At 66.3% G+C, this 19,503-nt stretch carries 16 protein-coding genes; 12 read left to right on the top strand and 4 right to left on the bottom strand.

Annotated elements, in window-relative coordinates; genetic code table 11:
• Positions 1-3,838 precede the first annotated feature (3,838 nt).
• The 3 genes from L1080_RS34770 to L1080_RS34760 all read right to left on the bottom strand — a co-directional run bounded on the left by L1080_RS34770 (position 3,839) and on the right by L1080_RS34760 (position 5,987).
• A complete protein-coding gene (locus L1080_RS34770) occupies positions 3,839-4,078 on the bottom strand; it encodes a hypothetical protein (protein ID WP_244461481.1) in 240 nt (79 codons plus the stop codon).
• 58 nt (positions 4,079-4,136) lie between these two features.
• Positions 4,137-4,463 (bottom strand): hypothetical protein, encoded by a 327-nt coding sequence (locus L1080_RS34765; protein ID WP_250774418.1) that lies wholly within the window; start codon positions 4,461-4,463, stop codon positions 4,137-4,139.
• A 573-nt stretch (positions 4,464-5,036) separates the two neighbouring features.
• Positions 5,037-5,987 carry a recombinase family protein gene (locus L1080_RS34760; RefSeq protein WP_250774416.1) on the bottom strand — a complete coding sequence of 317 codons (951 nt, stop codon included), beginning with the start codon at positions 5,985-5,987 and terminating at the stop codon, positions 5,037-5,039.
• A gap of 235 nt (positions 5,988-6,222) precedes the next feature.
• On the opposite strand from L1080_RS34760, the gene L1080_RS34755 reads away from it, so the two are divergent.
• From L1080_RS34755 to L1080_RS34700, 12 genes are all read left to right on the top strand, one after another.
• On the top strand, positions 6,223-7,509 hold the full coding sequence (locus tag L1080_RS34755; protein ID WP_250774414.1) for an ATP-grasp domain-containing protein: 1,287 nt from the start codon (positions 6,223-6,225) through the stop codon (positions 7,507-7,509).
• Positions 7,506-8,345 carry a hypothetical protein gene (locus L1080_RS34750; RefSeq protein WP_250774411.1) on the top strand — a complete coding sequence of 280 codons (840 nt, stop codon included), beginning with the start codon at positions 7,506-7,508 and terminating at the stop codon, positions 8,343-8,345. Before L1080_RS34755 ends, L1080_RS34750 begins: the two co-directional genes overlap by 4 nt.
• A complete protein-coding gene (locus L1080_RS34745; RefSeq protein ID WP_459032485.1) occupies positions 8,342-9,418 on the top strand; it encodes a PLP-dependent cysteine synthase family protein in 1,077 nt (358 codons plus the stop codon). The genes L1080_RS34750 and L1080_RS34745 overlap by 4 nt, the downstream gene beginning before the upstream one ends.
• Positions 9,415-10,440, top strand: a complete 1,026-nt coding sequence (locus L1080_RS34740) for a dipeptide epimerase (RefSeq protein WP_208963967.1) — start codon at positions 9,415-9,417, stop codon at positions 10,438-10,440. Before L1080_RS34745 ends, L1080_RS34740 begins: the two co-directional genes overlap by 4 nt.
• On the top strand, positions 10,440-11,696 hold the full coding sequence (locus L1080_RS34735) for an MFS transporter (protein WP_250776766.1): 1,257 nt from the start codon (positions 10,440-10,442) through the stop codon (positions 11,694-11,696). Before L1080_RS34740 ends, L1080_RS34735 begins: the two co-directional genes overlap by 1 nt.
• Positions 11,693-12,523, top strand: a complete 831-nt coding sequence (locus tag L1080_RS34730; RefSeq protein WP_208963965.1) for a class I SAM-dependent DNA methyltransferase — start codon at positions 11,693-11,695, stop codon at positions 12,521-12,523. Before L1080_RS34735 ends, L1080_RS34730 begins: the two co-directional genes overlap by 4 nt.
• A 45-nt stretch (positions 12,524-12,568) precedes the next feature.
• On the top strand, positions 12,569-14,149 hold the full coding sequence (locus tag L1080_RS34725) for an ABC transporter substrate-binding protein (RefSeq protein ID WP_250776767.1): 1,581 nt from the start codon (positions 12,569-12,571) through the stop codon (positions 14,147-14,149).
• A complete protein-coding gene (locus L1080_RS34720) occupies positions 14,146-15,096 on the top strand; it encodes an ABC transporter permease (RefSeq protein ID WP_250776768.1) in 951 nt (316 codons plus the stop codon). Before L1080_RS34725 ends, L1080_RS34720 begins: the two co-directional genes overlap by 4 nt.
• Positions 15,093-15,938 (top strand): ABC transporter permease subunit, encoded by an 846-nt coding sequence (locus L1080_RS34715; protein WP_208963962.1) that lies wholly within the window; start codon positions 15,093-15,095, stop codon positions 15,936-15,938. The genes L1080_RS34720 and L1080_RS34715 overlap by 4 nt, the downstream gene beginning before the upstream one ends.
• A complete protein-coding gene (locus L1080_RS34710; protein WP_250776769.1) occupies positions 15,935-17,422 on the top strand; it encodes an ABC transporter ATP-binding protein in 1,488 nt (495 codons plus the stop codon). Before L1080_RS34715 ends, L1080_RS34710 begins: the two co-directional genes overlap by 4 nt.
• Positions 17,423-17,433: 11 nt before the next feature.
• Positions 17,434-17,820: a hypothetical protein gene (locus L1080_RS34705; RefSeq protein WP_250776770.1), complete on the top strand. Its 387-nt coding sequence runs from the start codon at positions 17,434-17,436 to the stop codon at positions 17,818-17,820.
• An 82-nt stretch (positions 17,821-17,902) separates the two neighbouring features.
• Complete coding sequence (locus L1080_RS34700) at positions 17,903-18,181, top strand: DUF1490 family protein (RefSeq protein WP_250776892.1); 279 nt, start codon at positions 17,903-17,905, stop codon at positions 18,179-18,181.
• Between the two features lie 325 nt (positions 18,182-18,506).
• Here the strand turns inward: L1080_RS34700 and L1080_RS34695 are convergent, their stop codons facing one another.
• The gene (locus tag L1080_RS34695; RefSeq protein WP_208963959.1) at positions 18,507-18,770 is read right to left on the bottom strand and encodes a hypothetical protein; all 264 of its coding nucleotides are present in this window, start codon (positions 18,768-18,770) and stop codon (positions 18,507-18,509) included.
• Positions 18,771-19,503 lie beyond the last annotated feature (733 nt).

The following is a 19,503-nucleotide window of genomic DNA, read 5'->3' as shown; positions in this document are numbered from 1 at the left end:
TTCTATACTCATAGAAGGCAGACCTCCTCCATTGCGTGGCGGTTTGTACGACGAGCGGAACCCCCGGAGCTGGCGAGCGAAGGGGGGTTTCGCCTTTTCTGGGCTCTGTTCAGCCCGTCATCGGCAACTCTTCCTGTCTGGCCTGCGCCGGAATCGCTGGCTCGTTCTCGAGTGCCAGCTGAACGAGCGCGATCATTCGATCGGTGATTGTCTTAACCCGACCATCGTCAACCGGTGCGAGAATCCGGTCGGCGATCTCCGCGGGAAACTCAACCCCGATATGGCGAACGGCGACGTCGCGGGCTGGGCGCCCGCCCCGACTTTTCCGAGTTGTCATGCCTTAAATCCTGCTCTTTCGGTTTAACTAAACCGCGCAGCGACACGCCGAGTTAAATAAAACCCGAAAATGACGCGCGGAAGCCGCTCCGGGCGTGAATCTGGCTCCGAATCGTATGCGATCGGCACACCTACCCAGGACGGAAATATTTGATCAAACAGCTTTGCGACCAGGTAGGTAATCACACCACCCCGGAAACGTCACGTGATGAAAGAAAGTAGGTGATACATCGAGTTACACACGACTTTACGCGGGCCGCCAACAACGAATGATGGGGAACAACGTAAGTGAAGTCCACCGCGAAATCATCGGAAAATCCCCAGTCGACCAACCATCACACGCGCAATCTGCAGCTCAGCCACGTTGAAGGAATCCAGCGGTCTTTCTCGACGTATAGGCCGGAGCGCATTGTTCGATGTAAATCGGGCCGGCGACGAATCGGCGGAACACTCGGGCAAGAACCACGGACGGATGCATCCAAGGAGAAGCCCATTTCGGGGTGCCAACGAAACGGTCGATCGCGCCAAACCTCCATTTAGCACGGTGCCGATGACACTCGAGTGGCTGGCTGCTGGCATGCGAAGGATCTATTAGTACTGAAAACAACTGGAAAGCGCGCGCAACGACCGCTGCGATTTGGGGAGAATCTCTTCCAGCTTTGCGATCGTGCCGGCTTTGACTTTTTTGACGGCTTACGATTCGTCGTCGGGGCCGGGCTGACTCTCGACCTTCGTGCCCCGGTAGAGCCTCGAGGTCGCGTTGCACCGTAATCCCTGTCGGCATGACATATCCGAAGGTACTCAACAGAAGATTCCGCGATGCCCGGCGGTCGCTGACCTTTACTCACCATCCCCGCCGAGATCGAAGCGGTCCCGCGAACAAGCCCAGACGACTCTGCAATTTCGCTAACAGGTCGGGTGCTGCGAGCAAGGGCATAGCTGGCAACTGGCGAGCTTTCGTACAGGACGCACGACTTGATACTTCGTCCTGCAGAACGATCAAGAAACGACTGGATTCACGCCGACCGCACCGCAGTTCGCGGCGACCGGTGTGGGATGCACACCCTTGAATCCCACGGCGAAGAGTGATGCATCGTCACCGACAAACTATCGCCGCAGGGAGACGCCCGTTCCTTAGCTAACGGGAGAGAGTCGAGTTGGTGGGAGAATGTGGAAACGCCCGCGAAGACTGCTCGCGGCATTCAAGTCGGATGGGTAGTCGAAAATAATATGCGTCGGCGCGACTCCCAAAGCCGACTGAACATGAGCTTCGCGATGAGGTGGACCGGTCGATGCCCCCATCATGGGGTTCGAATCCCAAGAGAAAAGCGTCATCTCCCGCGATCGATGAGGCCGACGGAACGGGGTCGATCCCATACCGGGCCATAGGTCACCGTGATGCACGGTGCATCACCTGTGCGCGCCGTGATGCACGGTGCATCACCCGGTGGGTCGGTGATGCATGGTGCATCACCGCGTGATGGTCGATCCTGCACGGTGTCGAGTTATGGACTCTGGGATGGAAAAGAATGAGCTGTTGTCGATTCCGGGTAAACGGCCACGGCAGATCGGGTGCGCGTAAAGGATTCAGATTTGGCAAGAAGTAGCAGTACGAATAGGACTAGAGACAAGGGGCCGCTCCAGCTGCGGACCGGCGAATTTGATGTCGCACGAGACGCCGCCCGTACTCATGGCGAGGTGCACCGTGTCCTTTGCGAGATGCGCGGTGCTCCTCCGAGCGGCCTGACCCGCCCTCCGTGGGCGGTGCCGGCGACGAGTGCGTGCGCAGCTTTGGACTCTTCCCCGCACCCCGCCCGGAGATGGTAGGTCGACGCAACGGGGGAGGGAATCTTGTTAAGGCTGAGGTGAAACCGTTGATGGTTGGCCAGGATCATCCCGTCCTTTTGGTCACGCCACCGGTGGCTAGGGGGTTGGCGGGGAAGTTCGCCGCTGAGCGACCTGAGGAATCGCCGTATTCAATAGCGGTGTCGGCTTGCTTGGGATGAGTGAGACCATACGCAGGTTGACCCAACAGAATGCACCATGACAATAGTCTTTGGCTCGGCCGAGCGATGGCCAGGGCGTCACCACTGCGACACAGGAGGCCCGCCGTAAGAAAACGGCGGCGGTCCGCAACGAGGACATGGACTTTAGCCGGTATTCGTCACGTGACGAATACGACCGTGAGTGGTACGGCGGTCCACAGGGCGCGACTAGAAGCGGTTACCGATATTTCGAAGCGGCGGGGGTGACCTGCGCCAGTCAGGCTCGAGATGTCTACCTCCCGATGCTTTGCGACGCCTTCGCCCCCTACCGAGTGACTGCCACGCAGTGATGCACGGTGCATCACGCGGTAGATGGGTGATGCACCGTGCATCACCTTGATGCTGCGGAAAGTTCGAGCGTCTGCGAAATCTGAGGGACAAGATTCCGGAACAGGGTTGGCCATAGTGAGAGTTCATATGTCGCCTTGGCGAACTGTGGCAACCGCTAAAACTTCGTAACAAACCTGCGGCGTGATGTGGCCTCCGCCGACATCCAGTCAAGAAGGTAGTGCAACGACGTCTCGGGCGGGGGAGGGGGAGCGGTGCATGCCTCCGGATATGGTTCTATTTCTACGGGAAGCCATGTTCGACGACACCCCCGGAGGCGACGGTGGCGTAAAAGTGAAATTTGTTACCTTGCAATGCAATCCGACCGCCGTTTGACCGTGGAGCACTCGTCAATCGCGGTGAGAAACAGGGCTGGATCATCAAGGGCTGGAACGGATTACAAGACTGCGAACTCGAAACGGGAGGGTTGCACTGCTTCGTGAAGGCGACCGAATGATGCATTGCCGCCGACGCCGAGCACGCGGAACCCCGCCGGAGCTGGCGGACGGCGGGGCCGCGACACCGGCAGTTCGAGAATCGGTGATGCAGCGCGAAGCGTGACGGCTGAACAAAATTCGCCTCACGGGTTGCGGCACCGCCGTCCTGCGCATCGGATCAGCCGGTGCGAAACAGATCGTATGACGCTAACAACGTCCATTCCAAGAGTGTGTCGTACGCCACGCACGTTTCCGGTATTGGTCGATCTTGGTTGGGTGCTGCTGTCGACCACTTCGATCTGTTCGGGCTGTGCCAAGCGAGCGGATTGAGAGCGAAATGCGGGTCGCATGAGGTGCATTCGGGAATGCTGAAGGTGCTGACCCCGCTCCCGTAGCATGTCAAGTTCGTGGTCGCGTTGTTATTGGCGCGGATGATGACCCGGATCGAATGTTGTTGGCGGTCAGGGGCGCGGGATGCAACTTGGCGGTGTGCATTGATGAGCATGACCTGGTCGGTAGGTTCGGCGGCGACCGCCGCACCTACGCTCGCAGGTGCTGATGGGCATCCCGCGGATCGGCTTCCGACGGCAGTAGCGCCAGAGGTTTCTGGCGGCGTCGATGGCCGTAGCGGTGGCGGGACTGTGCCCGTGCGTATCGCCCTGACGCCGGGCGGGATGCCGCCAGGTAGCGGCGTTAGAGGACAGCGGCAATCAGACCGGCAATGCCTGCGACCGCGACGAGCACGAGAAGAGCCAGCGCGAGCGACCCGAATACGGCGCACACGAGGGTAGTCAGCAGCGCCAGACCGATGGTCACGGCGATGCCCGCTTCCCAAGACTCGAGGAGCGCCGCGCAGTGAGGCACACCGTCGTCCAAGTCAGCGTCCGGCGGAGTTTGAGTGGTGGGGAGATGCGGGCCGGCGGCGACGGTCACGGGCGGTGCGGATCCTTCCAAAGGTCGAGGACAAGAGATAGGTGGACTGGTGTGCCGATCACAGATAGGCCAACACCGGAAAGAGAGCGGTCGCAGACACCGTGATCCCCGCGACTCCGGCGACGACTCCGAGCAACGCTCGCAGCGATGCAGGCTCATCATCCGCTACACCGGACCGAGAGGTAGCGAGAGCGCCGCAGACCACGGCGCTCACACCCAGGATGAACCCGACTCCGGACACCCAGAACGAGGCGATGGACAACGCGCCCAGTAGAACCGACACGGAGGGTAACCGTGATCGCCCGCGCGGTACCCGTGGTCGTGCAGGGTTGGAGGAACTTTCGTTGCCGGTGGCACCTGAGTTGCGCGGGGTGGCGGCGGTCATGATCCCTCCTCTAGTGCCTCGGGTAGCCCGGTCGTCGATGCGACGAGACGGAGGTGCCCATCGATTCAACGGCAGCCGTCCAGCCACTGCCCCAGCCGGAACGGTGCGATTGGGCAGCACCTGAGGACTGTGTTTGGGCCCAGCCGTTCTCGCGGGTCCAGGTCATCCGTCGTACAGAATTTAGCACTCGCAGTGTTGGAGTGCTAATGAAATGTCCACGGCATGTCGTAAACCGGGGACTTCATCGCGGCGACCGGGGGATCGATCCATCTCGTCCGATGGGGCAACGACCGCCGCGCACCGCACCGCGGCAGGGCAACCACACGAACCTGCCCAGCGACACTGAAAAACAGGTCGCCACACCCCAACCGATCTGAGGAGACTCCGCAGATCAGGACCATGAACGATCCATGGTCTTGGTCAGTGTTCAGCGACCTGTTGCTCGTCGCGGAAGCCACCATAACCCGCCCCACCGACAACACCGCGGCGGCCACAGTCATCGCGACATGTGGGTCGCGGTGGGCGGCCAGTTCGGGCTCAGGCGCAGGTAGGTTTCGTGGTCGCCCTGGGTTGTTAGTCCGCGGCGTAGGCGTGGCCCGGGCATAAGAGGTCCGGTGTGACTGTCCATTCCGCTGCTGTGAGCCATCGTTGAATAGGCTCAGTGAGGGTGCCGTTCTTCGCTTGCTCGGCGAGCGCGCCGGCGAGGATGGGTCCGTCGCCGCAGACGCTGCAGGCGATGGCGAATGCCGGTTGTCCGGGTTCGCAATGCCGACAGTGGTGTCGGCTGATGACCGTCCCCCGGTGGTGGGGGTCGGCGTGGAGCCAGGTCACCGCGAGGTCGGCACGTTGGTGCGCTGCTTCGGCGCGAGTGGTCGGCTCGTATCCGCAGGATGGGCATGTCCGAGGCGTGCGGACAGGTGGATCGGCGACCACGGCGCTCTCCTGCGCGGCCGGTGCACTGTCCATCTGCCGTGTGTTCAGATGCCCATAAAGCGTGGTGCGCGGCACCTTCAGCATGCCCGCGATCTGGGCGACGGTGTGCTCGCCGGCGTCGTAGAGGCGTTGAGCGAGTTCGATCTGGTCCGGGCTGAGCTTCGACGGCCGGCCGCCCTTGCGGCCGCGGGCGCGGGCGGCGGCGAGGCCGTCGCGGGTGTTGGCCACGATCAGCTCGCGCTGGAGCTCGGCGAGGACCGACAGCATGCCGAACATGGCGCGGCCCTCGGCGGTGGCGGTGTCGATGCCCTGCTCGACCACCTTCAGGCCGCTGCCGCGCTCACGTAGCTCGGCGCCGAGGGTGATCAGGTGCAGCACCGACCGTCCGAGCCGATCCAGCCGGGTGATCACCAGGACGTCGCCCTCGCGTAGCCGCGCCAGCGCCAGATCGAGCTGGGGCCGTGACGCCTTCGCTCCGCGCACATGATCGACGTGAATGTTCTCGGCGGCCACCCCGGCGCGGACCAGCGCATCGACCTGATGGTCGGGGCTCTGGTCCGCGCTGGAGACGCGGGCGTAACCGATCAGCATGTGTCGACAATACTCGAACAGGGGTTTTTCGACATAGTTTTCCGACACGCGTTATCGACGCTCTAAAGCCTCGCAAATGTCCTGTTCAGGGCAGGTGTCCAATAACGCCGTTCTCGACGTGCGCGAGATGGTCTGTCGGCACATGTGTTACGCGTCAGCGGGCCTCATTATTGCTATTGGTAACGGTTGTCATTACTGTTCCTTGTTTGGATGGGTCGGGGAGCGGAGGACATGGGTGACACACCTGTTGCTGGTAGAGAGCTGGGTTGGCGCGATGGGCACATTGCTGCCCAGGGCGGTCGCGGACGCGGGGGTCGAGTTCACGTTCCTGACAAGACGACCTGAGCACTACCCGGAATCCTTGCCCGATGGGTCGCCGCATCCGCTGCGACGGGGCCGGGCCGTGGTCACGGCCGAAACCAACGACCCGATCGCGGCCGTGGATGCGGCGCGCCGGATTCATGCCGATGAGCCGATCACGGGGGTTTTGACCAGCTGCGACTACTACCTGCCCACAACCGCGAGAATCGCGCGGGAGGTGGAGCTTCCCGGTCCCGAGCCGGAGGCGGTCGAGATCGCCTGTGACAAGTCGCGTACCCGGGCGACGTTGGATCGGATGGGGATCCCGGGGCCGCGCCACGCGACCGCGCCCGTCGCCGACCCGGCTCAGCTTCGCGCTGCGGCCGAGGCGGTGGGATACCCGCTGGTGGTCAAGCCGACGGATCTGTGTGCCGGGATGTTCGTGCGCCGCGCCGACGACTGGCCGACGGTGGAGGATGCGGTCGACGAGTTGCGGGGTTTCGCGGTGAATGCGCGTGGGCAGCAGCGCAGTCCGGTGGTGTTGCTCGAGGAATTCCTCGACGGCCGCGAATTCAGCGTGGAGAGCTGGATTCGGCAGGGCGATATCCACACAGTGGGGGTAACCGACAAGAGTCTCGGGGGAGTGTCCGGTTTCGTGGAAACCGGACACATGTTCCCGGCCGACCTGGCCGCCGGGGACCGCGCCGTGCTGGTCGCCACCGCCGAGGCCGCGATCGGTGCGATCGGGCTCGATCACGGGGTGGTGCACACCGAGCTGCGGTTGACCGCCGCCGGTCCGCGGATCATCGAAATCAATCCTCGTCCGGCGGGCAACCAGATCACCGAATTGATCAGGCTGGTCACCGGGATCGACCTGCCACGAGTGGCCGTCGAGCTCGCGCTCGGCCGTGAGCCCGCCACGCCGGCTTCGGAGCCCGAGGACGGTGTCGCGCGACCGCGCAGTGCCGCGGTGCGCATGCTGGTACCCGACGAGGCGGGAATCGTCGCCGAACTGCACGGGGTGGACGCGGTCGCGGCGCACCCGGCGGTGGCGTCGTCGGCGTTCAAGGCGCCCGGACATCACACGGGCGCCGGGGTGGACAACAACAGCTATTTGGGCAGTGCGATCGTCGTTTCTCCGGATCTGGCCGGGGCCCGGCCACTTGCCGAGGAACTGTTGTCGTCGATTTCGGTCACCTACAGTGAGGTCTCCGCGCGATGACCATGAGCGCCGAGGCGAATACCGGCACCATCGCGGCGCTGCTCGATCGTTACCGCACCGATCCGGCCCTTGTCCCGGCCGGTGATCTTGCGGTGTCCGTCGCGTTCACCACCTATCAGGGGGTGCGGCACGGCGGGCGCAGCGGGGGTTACCGCAATCAGGTGCTCAGCTTGCGGGTGGGTGCGGCGACCGGCTCGTGTGCGGTCGAACCGGGTTCGTTGAATCCGGAGGTGGTGCACGCCTGCGCCGGGGTGCCGGTCACAGATCTGCTCCAGCACGAGGATTCGGCCGTGCGGGTCGCTGCTCTCGACGCGTATCTGGCGCATCTGCGCCCTCACACCAGCGATGTTCGTGCGGAAACGGTGCAGGTACCTGCGGGCGATTCCGTGCAGCGCTCACTGGCCCGCGCATGGGCTGTCACCGGGTTGGTCGATGCACCGCAGAACGGGCAGGTGTTGGTGATCGGGGTGGTCAACTCGCTGCTCGCTTGCTTACGTGATCGCGGCCTGCGCTATGTGCCGTGTGACCTGAAGGGCGGGGTCACCGAATGGGGCGAGGCGATCGTCACCGACTTCACCGAGGCACTCGGCGACTGTGATGCGGTGTTGGCCAGCGGAATGATGCTCGGCAACGGCACCTTCGACCACCTGCTCACCCGGGTGGCGGCGTCCGGCCGGCCGATTCCGGTCACGGTGTTCGCGCAGAGCGGGGCCGCGGTGGCCCGCGAGCTGCTCGGGTGCGGGGTCGATGCCCTCTCGGCGGAGCCGTATCCGTTCTTTTGGCTCACCGGAGATGTCAGCCCGATCCACCTGTATCGCGGGTCGTGTCCGCGATGACCGTGATCGAACCGCTGGCACGGGTCGGGCACAGCCCGCTCGTGCGTATCCACACTCCGGTGCCCGGGCACCATCCGGGATATTTCGCGAAGATCGAGTCGCTCGGCTTCGGCGGCCTCAAGGCGCGCTCGGCGCTGTCGATGCTGGTCGGTGCCCGCCGGCGCGGGGAGTTACGGGACGGCGCGCGGATCGTCGAATCCACCAGCGGAACCCTGGGAGTGGGATTGGCGTACGTGGCACAACCACTCGGTCACCCGGTCACCCTGGTGGTGGATCGCGAACTCGAACCCGCCATGCGCAATCTTCTCACGGCACTGGGCGCGACCCTCGAGATCGTCGAGACACCCCATCCCACCGGCGGGTGGCAGCAAGCCCGCCTCGACGCGCTGCACCGCGTCCTGGCCGCCGATCCGGGCGCGTACTGGCCCAATCAGTACGACAACCCCGACAACGCCGCCGGCTACCACGGCTTGGCCGACGAAATCGTCGCGGACCTGGCCACGCACGGTATCGATCGGGCCGATGCGTTGGTGTGCAGTGTCGGGACCGGTGGTCACAGCAGCGGTGTCGGACTGCGGTTGCGGCAGATATGGCCGGATCTGCGGATTATCGGGGTCGATGCGGTGGGGTCGGCGATCTTCGGTCAGCCTGCCACGAGCCGGGTCATGCGCGGTCTCGGCAGCAACGTGCACCCCGGCAACGTGCAGTACGAGATGTTCGACGAGGTCCATTGGGTGGGCCCGCGCGAGGCCGTGCACGCCTGCCGCGCCCTGGCCCGCGGCGGCTTCCACACCGGCGGCTGGTCCACCGGCGCGGCCGCGACCGTCGCCGGGTGGGCCGCCGCCCGCTGGCCGGGCACGGTGGTCACCATCTTCCCGGACGGCCCGGACCGCTACCTGCGCAGCATCTTCGATGACGACTGGTGCCACCGGCACCATCTCCTGCTCGACCCCCCACGCACATCACCACACGAAATCGACGACTGCCACGACCCCACCGGGTGCTGGACCCGATGCCAAACGGTGCGGGCACCGCACCCGATCACGAAGAAGGCGGAGGTATCGGCGGTATGAGGCTGACCTGGACCGTCGGAACCCTCGACCTGGCCACCCCGTTCCGGATCAGCCGCGGGGTGATGTCCACCCGCGACGCCGTCACGGTCACCGCGACCGACCCCGCGACGGGGTTGTGCGGCTGCGGTGAGGTCGTCACCTCGGTATACGCGAGACTCGATGTCGCGCGCATCGACACCGAACTCCGTGCAGTCCGGGCCCGGGACGACGACTCCATCAGCCTGGACGACGCTCTAGCCCTAGTGCATCCCGCGATCGCGGCCGCGGTGTGGTCCGCGATCGCCGACCTGACGTCTTGCTCGGCCGGCGTGGCGGTGGCCACCCACCTCGGGTTGCCGTTGCCCGCTCAGGTGCCGATCGCCCGCACCGTCGGAATCGGGACACCGGAGGAAATGGCGGCCGAGGCGGCCGACCTGGTCGGGCACGGATTCGGCCTGCTGAAGGTCAAGGCGGACGGCGACGCGGCCGCATCTGTGCGGCGGCTCACCGCGGTGACCGCGGCAGCGCCCGGAACTGAAATGATCGTCGACCCGAACGAAGCCTGGACCGCGGAAACCGCCCTCTCGGTGCTCGCTGACATACGTGGGCTGCCGGTCGTCGCGCTCGAACAACCGCTACCCGCCCAAGACCGTGACGGGATACGAGAGCTGCGCAGCCGCAGCGGGATTCCGATCCTCGCGGACGAGGCCGTCCACACGCTGGCCGATCTCGACGGGCTCTGCGGCCTGGCGGATGCGGTGAACATCAAACTACCCAAGTGTGGCGGCATCTACCGGGCTCACGAGCTCGCGACCGCGGCCCGCGACCGCGGCATGGACGTGATGCTCGGCTGCCTGGTGAGCAGCTCCCTGAGCATTGCGCCGGCGGTGCACCTGGCCTCGCTGGCGCGGTGGTGCGATCTGGACGGGCACCTGCTGCTCGCCCGGGACCCGTGGACCGGACTGGGCGGCGAGGACGGCATGCTGCGCCCGAGCGGGCGGCCCGGCCTGGGCGTGCACCGCCGAGAGAACGAGATGACGTGATGACCGAAACACAGTCCCGGGCCGGGACGTTCGCCCTGCTGCGTAGCTTTCCCCGCTCGGTGCAGCTGCTGGTACTCAACCAGTACGGCGTCAACACCGGCTTCTACATGCTGGTGCCCTACCTGTCGATGCACCTGACCGGGAATCTGGGCCTGTCCCTGGCGATCACCGGCCTCGTCCTGGGTGTCCGCACCCTGAGCCAGCAAGGATTGTTCCTGATCGGGGGCACCGCCGCCGACCGGCTCGGACCGCATCGGGTCATCATCGCCGGCTGCGCCCTGCGGTCGGTGGGTTTCGCGGTGTTCGCCTTCGGCACCAGCGTGCCACTGCTATTGCTCGCCTCGATCCTGTCGGGACTGGCGGGGGCACTGTTCAACCCGGCCGTGCGCTCGTACATCGCGGTCGCCGAACCGACCCGGCGGGCGGAGGCGTTCGCGGTGTTCAACGTTTTCGCCCAAGCCGGGGCCCTGTCCGGGCCGCTGATCGGCAGCGCCCTGCTGGCGGTGGACTTTCGCACCGTCGCGATCGCGGCGGCGGTGATCTTCGCCGCCCTCACCCTGGCGCAGCTGCGGTTCCTGCCCGCCCACCCGGTCGAACGCGCCGACACGACGGTGCTCCGCGGTTGGGGTGCGGTCCTGGCCAACCGCCGGTTCGTCTTGTTCACCGTTGCCATGCTCGGCATGTTCGCCCTGCAGACCCAGATGTATCTGGTGTATCCGGTGCTGGCCGGGCGGATCACCGACTGGGGCGGTGCGATCGCGGCGCTGTTCCTGTCCACCACTATCTTCAGCCTGTTTGCTCAGGTCCGCCTGACCCGGTGGTTCGATCGCCGGACCAGCCGGGGCCCCGCCATCACCGCGGGACTGGCGTTGATGGGGGCCGCGTTCGTTGCGGTACTGCCCGTTCTGTGGGCCGCCCCGGCACACACCGCTGCCCAGGTGGCGTTCGGGTTGGCGCCGCTGGTGCTCTCCGCGCTGATCCTCGAGGCCGGGATCATGATCGCCCAACCCTTCGTGATGGAACTGATTCCCGCCTACGGTAATTCGAATATCTCGGGAACCCTGTTCGGGATGTTCTACCTCGTCTCCGGGATCGCGGCTGCCGGCGGCAACGCCCTGATCGGCTACGGCATCGACCTCGGCAACGGCTGGCCCGGCGCGGTGGTGTGCATCGTCCTTGCCTGGGGGTCGGCAGCCGGGATCTGGCTGCTGCATCGTCGCAATCTACTCGCCGACCCGGCCGGAGCCCGAACATGACCACCGACGCCGAGGCACGGAACCTGCTGACCGACAACCCGGCACTGTACGAGGCGCGGTTTCCCGACCCCGACCACACCGCCGCCAGATTCGTCGACGACATCCTGCGGACATACTTTGGCTCCGAAGTGGACGCTTCAGAGACCCGGCCGAAGTCGGTGCTGGACCTGGGCTGCGGCACCGGCCGCGACCTGGGATACCTGGCCAAGAAGGGATATCACTGCGTCGGCATCGACCAGTCCGAGGCGATGGTGCACTACGCGCAGCACAAGTACGAGGGTGTGGAAGCCGCGGTCGGCGACCTGCGGAGCTTCGAGGTCGGTGCACGGTTCGACGCCATCACCTGCCTGGACAGTTCCCTGCTGTACTGCCACACCGACGACGAACTGGAATCGTGCCTGCGCTGCGCCCGTACCCACCTGCGCACCGGTGGGCTGCTGATCGCGGAGATGCGTAACGGCGCATTCTTCCTCGGCAATACCGAGCTCCTCGACGCCCCCACCTCCTCGTCCTTCGCGTGGAATGGCCGCCTCTGGCGGGCGGAAACCACCCTGTGGATCGACCACGCCGCCCAGCTGCTGCGCCGCCGCCGGCAGTGGCAGATCCCCGATTCCGTTGACCCGCTCGTGCAGACCTCGGCGTGGCGGTTGCTGTTTCCGTTGGAGCTGACCGGCCATCTGCGCCGCGCCGGATTCGCGGTGCGCGCGGTGTTCGACACACCCGGGCCCCGCACCGACACCGGCTGGCCGGGCCCAGCCGCCCTGGCCGATGCCGGTGCGAGCACGTTGTCCGGCGACCGGATGCATGTGATCGCCGAGGCCATCTAATTCGCTTACCTAGCTGTCGAATTCACTGTTCAAGGAGAAACCCCGATGAATCCGGTCCCCCGATCGCCCCTATCCCCGCGCCCTCGCCTGAGTCGGCGCTCGTTCCTCGGCCTCGGCGCCGCCGCCACCGGCGCCGTGCTGCTCGGGGCGTGCGGCACGGGCGGTGACACCGCGCCCGCGGTGACAGCGGCGCCCCGCGACGGTGGCCGGTTGCGGGCGGTGTTCGCCGGCGGCGGCGCACAGGAGGTGCTGGATCCGCACAAAACCAACCTGTATGCCGACGTCGCCCGCGCGAACGCACTCTACGACAAGCTCGTCGAATACGGCGACGACCTCAGCCCGGTCCCCAGGCTGGCCACCACCTGGCGACCGAACGGCGACGCCACCGTGTGGACGGTGGAGTTGCGCCCGGCGGTGTTCCACGACGGGCGCCCCGTGCGGGCCGCGGACGTGCTGTACTCCTACCAGCGGATGCTGGACCCGAAGAACGCGCTGCGCCCGCGGGCCTCACTCGAGGTGATCGACATCGGTCGCTCCCGGGCCGTCGACGAGCGCACCATCGAATTCGTGTGCGCCCGCCCGTGCGGGGACCTGGCCAACGTCCTCGCCGCGTTCGGCGCCTACATCATCCCCGAGGGCACCACCGACTTCACCCGCCCGGTCGGCTCCGGGCCTTTCACCTTCACCTCGTTCGAGCCGGGCCGATCCTTCGTCGCCGCCCGGTTCGGTGACTATTGGGACGGTGCCCCTCATGTGCAGGAACTGGAAATCCTCACCGCCCCGGACGAGACCGCGCGGATCAACGCCCTGCTCGGCGGGCAGGTGGAGTACGCCGACGACCTCGGGGTGACCTCGGCCCGCACCTACGCCACCGATACCCGGCTGCAGATTCTGCGGTCCCCGCGCAGTGCGATGTCCGGGTTCGCGATGAAGGTGGACCGGCCGCCCTTCGACAACCTGGATCTGCGGCGGGCGATGTTCGCCCTGGTCGACCGGGACGAGTTAGTGTCCACCGTGCTCGGCAGCACGGGGGTGGTGGGCAACGACCTGTTCGGGCGGGACGCCAAGTACTACGCCACCGATCTGCCCCAGCGCAGCCTGGACCTCGATGAGGCGAAGGCGCTGATCCGCAAGGCCGGCGCCCTGAACACCACCATCGAACTGCAGACCACCGGTGCCACCAACGGGTTCGTCGAGGCCGCCAACATCCTCGCCGAACAGGCCGGACGTGCCGGACTGACGATCGACGTGAAAGTCGGTGAGGGTTCCACGTATTGGACGCGGACCCTCGACGAGGGTGTGTTGTCGAGTTTCCGGTCCGGGGCCATGCCCATCGAAACCCATCTGGCGCAGCGGATGCTGTCGACGTCACCGAAGAACTACACCCAGTGGCGCCGTCCCGGCTTCGACGCGCTGTTCGCCACCGGGAGTGAAACCACCGACGAGAACATTAGGGTCGACGCGTACCGGCAGATGCAATCGCAACTCCACAGTGAGGGTGGCCTGCTGGTGTGGGGGTTCTCCGACGGTCTGCACGGTCTGGCACCGAATCTGGCCGGGATGGCCCAGAATGCTCCCACCAACACCCTCGGGTACGCCCGATTCGACAAGGCCTGGCTGGGGTGATCCTCGCCCGCTACGCCGGCACCCGGCTCGCGGTGGGGCTGGCCCAGGTGCTGGGGGTCCTCGTCGTCGTCTTCACCATCGCCGCCGCGCTGCCCGGCGATGCGGCGGTGGTCATCGCCGGTGACGACGCCGACCCCAAGCGGATCGCGCAGCTGCGCGAGCTCCTCGGCCTGGACCGGCCGCTGCCGGTGCAATTCGGTCACTGGCTGACCGGGCTACTTCACGGCGACCTGGGGAACTCGGCGGTCTCCGCGCGGCCCGTCGCCGACATGCTGGGGGTGGCGCTGGCGCCGACACTGACGCTCGCCGCGCTGGCGTTCGTGGTGCTCGTGCCGTTGGCGCTTCTCCTCGGGGTCGCGGCCGCGGTGCGCCGCGACCGACCGGTCGACCGGACCATCACCGCCCTGGCCGTAGCCCTGTATGCGGCACCGGAATTCGCGATGGCGATCGTGCTGGTCGCGGTGTTCGCGGTCTGGCTGGGATGGTTCGCCCCCACCGCCGTCGGCGCCGGCGGGTCGTTGCTGCTGCAACCCCAGCTATGGGTGCTGCCGGTGCTGGTGTTGGTGATCCGGCCGGTGTGCTCGCTGTCGCGGCTGGTGCGCGCGTCGATGATCAGCACGTTGGATTCGGAGTACATCCGGCACACCCTCCGGCTCGGGATACCGATGCGCCGGGTGATCTGGCGGCACGCCCTGCCCGGCTCCCTGACCCCAGCCACCCAGCACCTTGCACGGGTCACCGACTGGCTACTCGGCGGCGTCGTGGTCGTCGAAGCAGTGTTCGCGCTCGGCGGACTCGGCCAGGTACTGGTCGCTGCGGTCAGCAGCCGCGACCTCCCGTTGTTGATGGGGCTGGTGGCGCTGTTCGCCGTGGTCACGGTGACGGTGAACACGGTCGCGGATATTGTGGCGTACCAGCTCAATCCGGTGGCAGGAGTCGCCGCGTGAGCGCCCCCGCCCGGCCGCAGCGAGCCCGCGGGCCAAAAATTCCGGCGCGGGTGCTCGTCGGTGCAGTCCTGACCGCGGTGCCACTCGCGGTCGCGGTGCTCGGCCCCCTGATCGCCGGGGACGCCGGCCGGGGCCCGGCGTTCACCCAAGGCGAGAAGTGGCTGCTCGGCACCGATTCCGAGGGCCGCGACGTCCTGACACAGGTACTGCTCGGCGGCCGCTCGCTGGTGATGGTGGCCGCAGCCGCGGTAGTGCTGACCTATCTGCTCGCCGTGCCCTGGGCAGTGGCGGCCGCGACCGCCCGCCGCCGGATCGTCGACGAGATGCTGATGCGGCCATTGGATCTGCTGCTGTCGCTGCCGTCGATGATGCTGCTCCTGCTGATCGTCGCGATCACCGACGCCGATCAGGTTGTGCTGGCGTCGGTGGTGGCGGTGCTGCTGTTCCCGGATGCGGCGCGTCTGGTGCGGGCCAGCGCGCTGCACGGTGCGCACACCCCGGCCATGGAAGCGTTGATCCTGCAACGCGAAACCTGGTGGCGCCGCCACCTCGGCTACCTGGGGCGCTCACTGTTGCCGGTCCTCGCCGCGGACGCCGGCCTGCGGTTCGTCGGCGCAATCTATCTCGTCGCCTCCGCCAGCTTCCTCGGGGTGAGCGCGGACTCCGCCGGCACCGACTGGGCCGTGATGATCGACCGCAACCGCGCCGGCCTCGCCCTCGTCCCCTGGGGGGTGATCGTGCCCGCAGTACTGATCATCGCCCTCGCGATGGGCGTGAACCTGCTGTTCGACTCCGGGGCCCGCGCGGCCGCCCGCGAACTGCCGACAAGGAAGCAGCGATGACCGACACTCTCCCGGCGGCCGCGTCCGCTCCTGCCACCACCGCGATCCGGGTGCGCGGGCTCACCGCCCGCACCCTCGGCCGGATCCTCGTCGACGGTATCGACCTCGACATCCCCCAAGGTGTCGTCACCGCCCTCATCGGCGCCTCCGGCAGCGGAAAGACCACCACCGCACTGGCCCTGCTCGGTGAGCACCGGCCCGGCGTCGAGGTGACCACCACAGAGGTGCACGCGGACGGGGTGCGGTTCGGGTACGTGCCCCAACAACCCTCCTCGGTGCTCAACCCGGCACTGCGGATCGGCACCGTACTCGGTGACATCGCCCGCGCCGCCCACCGGCACGGACACCGGGTGAGCGTCCCCGACGCCCTGCAGCGCGCCGGATTCCCAGAGAATCCCGGCATGCTGCGCCGCTACCCCCACCAGCTCTCGGGCGGACAGCAACAACGACTCGTCATCGCGCAAGCCCTGCTGACCGACCCGACGTGCCTGATCCTCGACGAGCCCACCACCGGGCAGGATCCGATCAACCGGGCCGCCATCCTCGACGAAATCCTGCGACTGCGCGGCCAGGGGCTCACGATCGTGCTCGTCACCCACGACCTGGACGCCGTGCACCAGGTGGCCGAGCACGTGATCGTCATGGCCGAGGGGCGGGTAATCGACACCGGCGACACCACCATCGTGCCCGCACCGGCCAAGTCACAGAGCCCCCGGGCGGGCGCCGCGGCGAGGAACCACACCACCCCGGCCGCCCCCCGACTCGAACTGAACGCTGTCACCGCCGGGTATCGCACCACCCCCGTGTTGCACGGCTTTTCGCTGTCGATAGATGCGGGAGAATGCGTGGCGTTGGTCGGCCGGTCGGGATGCGGCAAGTCCACCGCCGCGCGGGTGGCCGCGGGCCTGCACCCACCCACCGCCGGGGGTGTGCTCCTCGGCGGGGTGCCGGTGGCGGGATCGGTGCGGCGGCGTGCCCGCGATCAGGTGGCCGACATCGCGTACGTCTTCCAGGACGCCAAGGCCGCGTTCGACCCGTACCGCAGCGTGTGGGAACAGATCGTGCGCGGGCCGACACGCCTGCGTGGCGCCACCGAACGGCAAGCGGCCGCGGCAGCCCGCCGCGCGCTCGAGCAGGTCGGCCTGCACGAGCAGATCGCACACCAGCGCCCCGGAGCCCTCTCCGGCGGGGAGGCGCAACGCGCCGTCCTCGCCCGTGCCCTGGCGGCGGCACCGACGGTCCTGATCTGCGACGAAATCACCACCGGCCTCGACCCGATCTCCCAGCGCCGGGTGCTCGACGTTCTGGCGGATCTCACCCGCAGCCGACACCTGGCTCTGCTGGTGATCAGTCACGACGCGGACGTGGTGGATTCGATCGCCGACCGGGTCGTCGACCTGCACAGCGGCACCACGACTCCGGACGCCTCCGGGTCGTCGAGCGCTGGGAACCCCGCTACCGTATTCGATAATCATTGCCATTAAGGAGAGCTGCGATGGGTGCCAATGATCACTCGCCGGACGCGGGCGGACCGACGGTGGGGTTGTGTGCCGGAATGCGCTGTGCCGCTTTGTGGTGTCGGCACGAGACGGACACTCCCGGCGACGTGTTCGACGCGGACGGGCCCTCGCGAATCCGGGAGGTGGTCAGGACCACGCGGGGTGCAGTGCTGGTGCCGTTACCGTGCGTGGGATCGTGCAGCGCCGGACCCGTCGTCGCGGTCGGGTACCGGGCCGCGGACTGTGCCGGACCGGTCGCCGCGTTCTGGGTCGGCTGCGCCGACACCCCGCAGACCTACTCCGCCCTGGTGGAGTGGGTGGCCGCCGGTGATTGGTCACACGGTCCGGCGCAGGCGCCCCCGTCGTTGCGCCGATCCTCGTAGGGTGAGCAGGAGGACACTCCCGTGCGTCCTACCAACTGGACTACCTGGCATGAGCCCGCGGCCAAGTCGCGAAAGGTGTGAGCTGATGTTGCAAGCGCTGGTGGTGAAAGCCGCGTCGACTGTGGTGACCGGCGCGGTCGGGGTGGCCGCCTATGAGGGAGTAAAGAAAATCGCCCGACGTACCCCGGTCCGACAGGCCGCGGTGACGGTGACGGCCTGGGGCTTACGTGGAGTCCGCAAGGCCGAAGAGGGCGCCGAATCCGCTCGCCTCGCGGTCTCGGACGTCGTGGCCGAAGCCAAAGAACACATCGGCGAAGAGGCCTCACTGCCCACGGAACCCGGACATGGTCACACCCACTGACCGGCACCTCCGGATGCCCGATCGTGACAGGCGCCCGCCCGCTGACCGACGCCGAGACGCCGTATGACGAGCGGGTGCTCTCCCACGCGGCCGGCCGACTCCGCCTACGGGTGGAGTGGCTGAAATCGAGCCCAGGACGCGCGGTCGCGATCGAGGACGCAGTCACCAAGATCTCCGGGACACCGTTGGACCGAGGACAGCGGCGTAGCCGGCCGCGGCCTCGAGCGGACCGGGCTGCGTGCGGTAGAGCTCGAGGACGCCGACGCGTGATCCGCGGGGACGTTCTACGGCTCGAACCGATACAGAATCGGCTGTCCCCGGTCGGTTACTTCGAGGACAGCCACAGTCTGAATGCTTCGGTCGTTGCCGCCTGCAGAGTCGTCCCCCGGGTAGCTACTTCGATCTTCACCTGCCGCAGCAACTCCGGGTCCACGCGGGCAGAGAACTGCGGGAATTTCGTCGCGCCCACGGACGGTGCGGCGAACTCGGCTGTAGTCCTCGGTATGAGCGAACTGTTATCACCATTGGGCGCCGCGGTCTGCACCGCGGTCTCGGATGCTCTCATGAAGTGCTCGTTGGACATCTTCATCTCCTTGACGAACCGATGAGGTAACTGTCGGCGAGATCGGGCGGCCTCGGCGCCGTCCGTTCCAGGAAGGGGCTTTAGAGGCGCAGGTGCGGGTTACGCGGAGTATCGGAAATTCTGTTGCCGACAGCGACGACCGACCGGAACCGAAGCCCTACGGGCAGAAAGATAGCAGACGTGAAGGCAATATAAGTTGTTACCAAGAAAACAACGGGATTCGGGATGTGTAGCGTCCCGTCCATCAAAGGGATGATGCGGCCCCGATAAGGGTTTGGACCCAGTTATCATACCGCTGGTATGAAATGCCGCCCAAGGCGGTTAGGTAACAAACTATCAATCTACTCACTGGACGTCCAACCAGTAAGTGAAACCAGGTTGAACGGGCGAACAGAACACGAAACTTACTGTACGTCAGACCAATTCGCAGAAGTGCGTTACCAGGGCATGATGAAGCCAGCCTTTTCCCTCTCGGATTCATCGCTCTCTGTCCTTGCAGAAAGCGATCCTTTGCAGGGCAAGGGCGTCGGCCCATCTCAGCGAATTCCCGTGGAGCGCACACGCGAACTTTCGGCGACAATTATCCAATTAACCGACACGCCGTCCCGTTCGTTGACACATACCGGGGGTTTGCGAAGTATTCCTTTCGTATACCGCTCCACGGGAGGGAAATTCGTGACATTGGCGGATGCGGCACGCCGGTGCTTGGACTACCGATCGGTCAGTCGTCGGACACTGC

Origin of the sequence: Rhodococcus sp. MSC1_016 (assembly GCF_023667485.2) — a bacterium.
Classification (GTDB): Bacteria; Actinomycetota; Actinomycetes; order Mycobacteriales; family Mycobacteriaceae; genus Rhodococcus_F; species Rhodococcus_F oxybenzonivorans.
Note: the sequence above shows the minus strand (reverse complement) of the source record. Positions and strands in the feature narration are given on the sequence as shown.

Bases quoted from the DNA above. Each gene is read 5' to 3' on its own strand.
- L1080_RS34765 (WP_250774418.1), bottom strand. From the start codon at position 4,463: ATGACCGCCGCCACCCCGCGCAACTCAGGTGCCACCGGCAACGAAAGT.
- L1080_RS34760 (WP_250774416.1), bottom strand. From the start codon at position 5,987: ATGCTGATCGGTTACGCCCGCGTCTCCAGCGCGGACCAGAGCCCCGAC.
- L1080_RS34750 (WP_250774411.1), top strand. From the start codon at position 7,506: ATGACCATGAGCGCCGAGGCGAATACCGGCACCATCGCGGCGCTGCTC.
- L1080_RS34745 (WP_459032485.1), top strand. From the start codon at position 8,342: ATGACCGTGATCGAACCGCTGGCACGGGTCGGGCACAGCCCGCTCGTG.
- L1080_RS34740 (WP_208963967.1), top strand. From the start codon at position 9,415: ATGAGGCTGACCTGGACCGTCGGAACCCTCGACCTGGCCACCCCGTTC.
- L1080_RS34735 (WP_250776766.1), top strand. From the start codon at position 10,440: ATGACCGAAACACAGTCCCGGGCCGGGACGTTCGCCCTGCTGCGTAGC.
- L1080_RS34730 (WP_208963965.1), top strand. From the start codon at position 11,693: ATGACCACCGACGCCGAGGCACGGAACCTGCTGACCGACAACCCGGCA.
- L1080_RS34725 (WP_250776767.1), top strand. From the start codon at position 12,569: ATGAATCCGGTCCCCCGATCGCCCCTATCCCCGCGCCCTCGCCTGAGT.
- L1080_RS34710 (WP_250776769.1), top strand. From the start codon at position 15,935: ATGACCGACACTCTCCCGGCGGCCGCGTCCGCTCCTGCCACCACCGCG.
- L1080_RS34705 (WP_250776770.1), top strand. From the start codon at position 17,434: ATGGGTGCCAATGATCACTCGCCGGACGCGGGCGGACCGACGGTGGGG.
- L1080_RS34695 (WP_208963959.1), bottom strand. From the start codon at position 18,770: ATGAAGATGTCCAACGAGCACTTCATGAGAGCATCCGAGACCGCGGTG.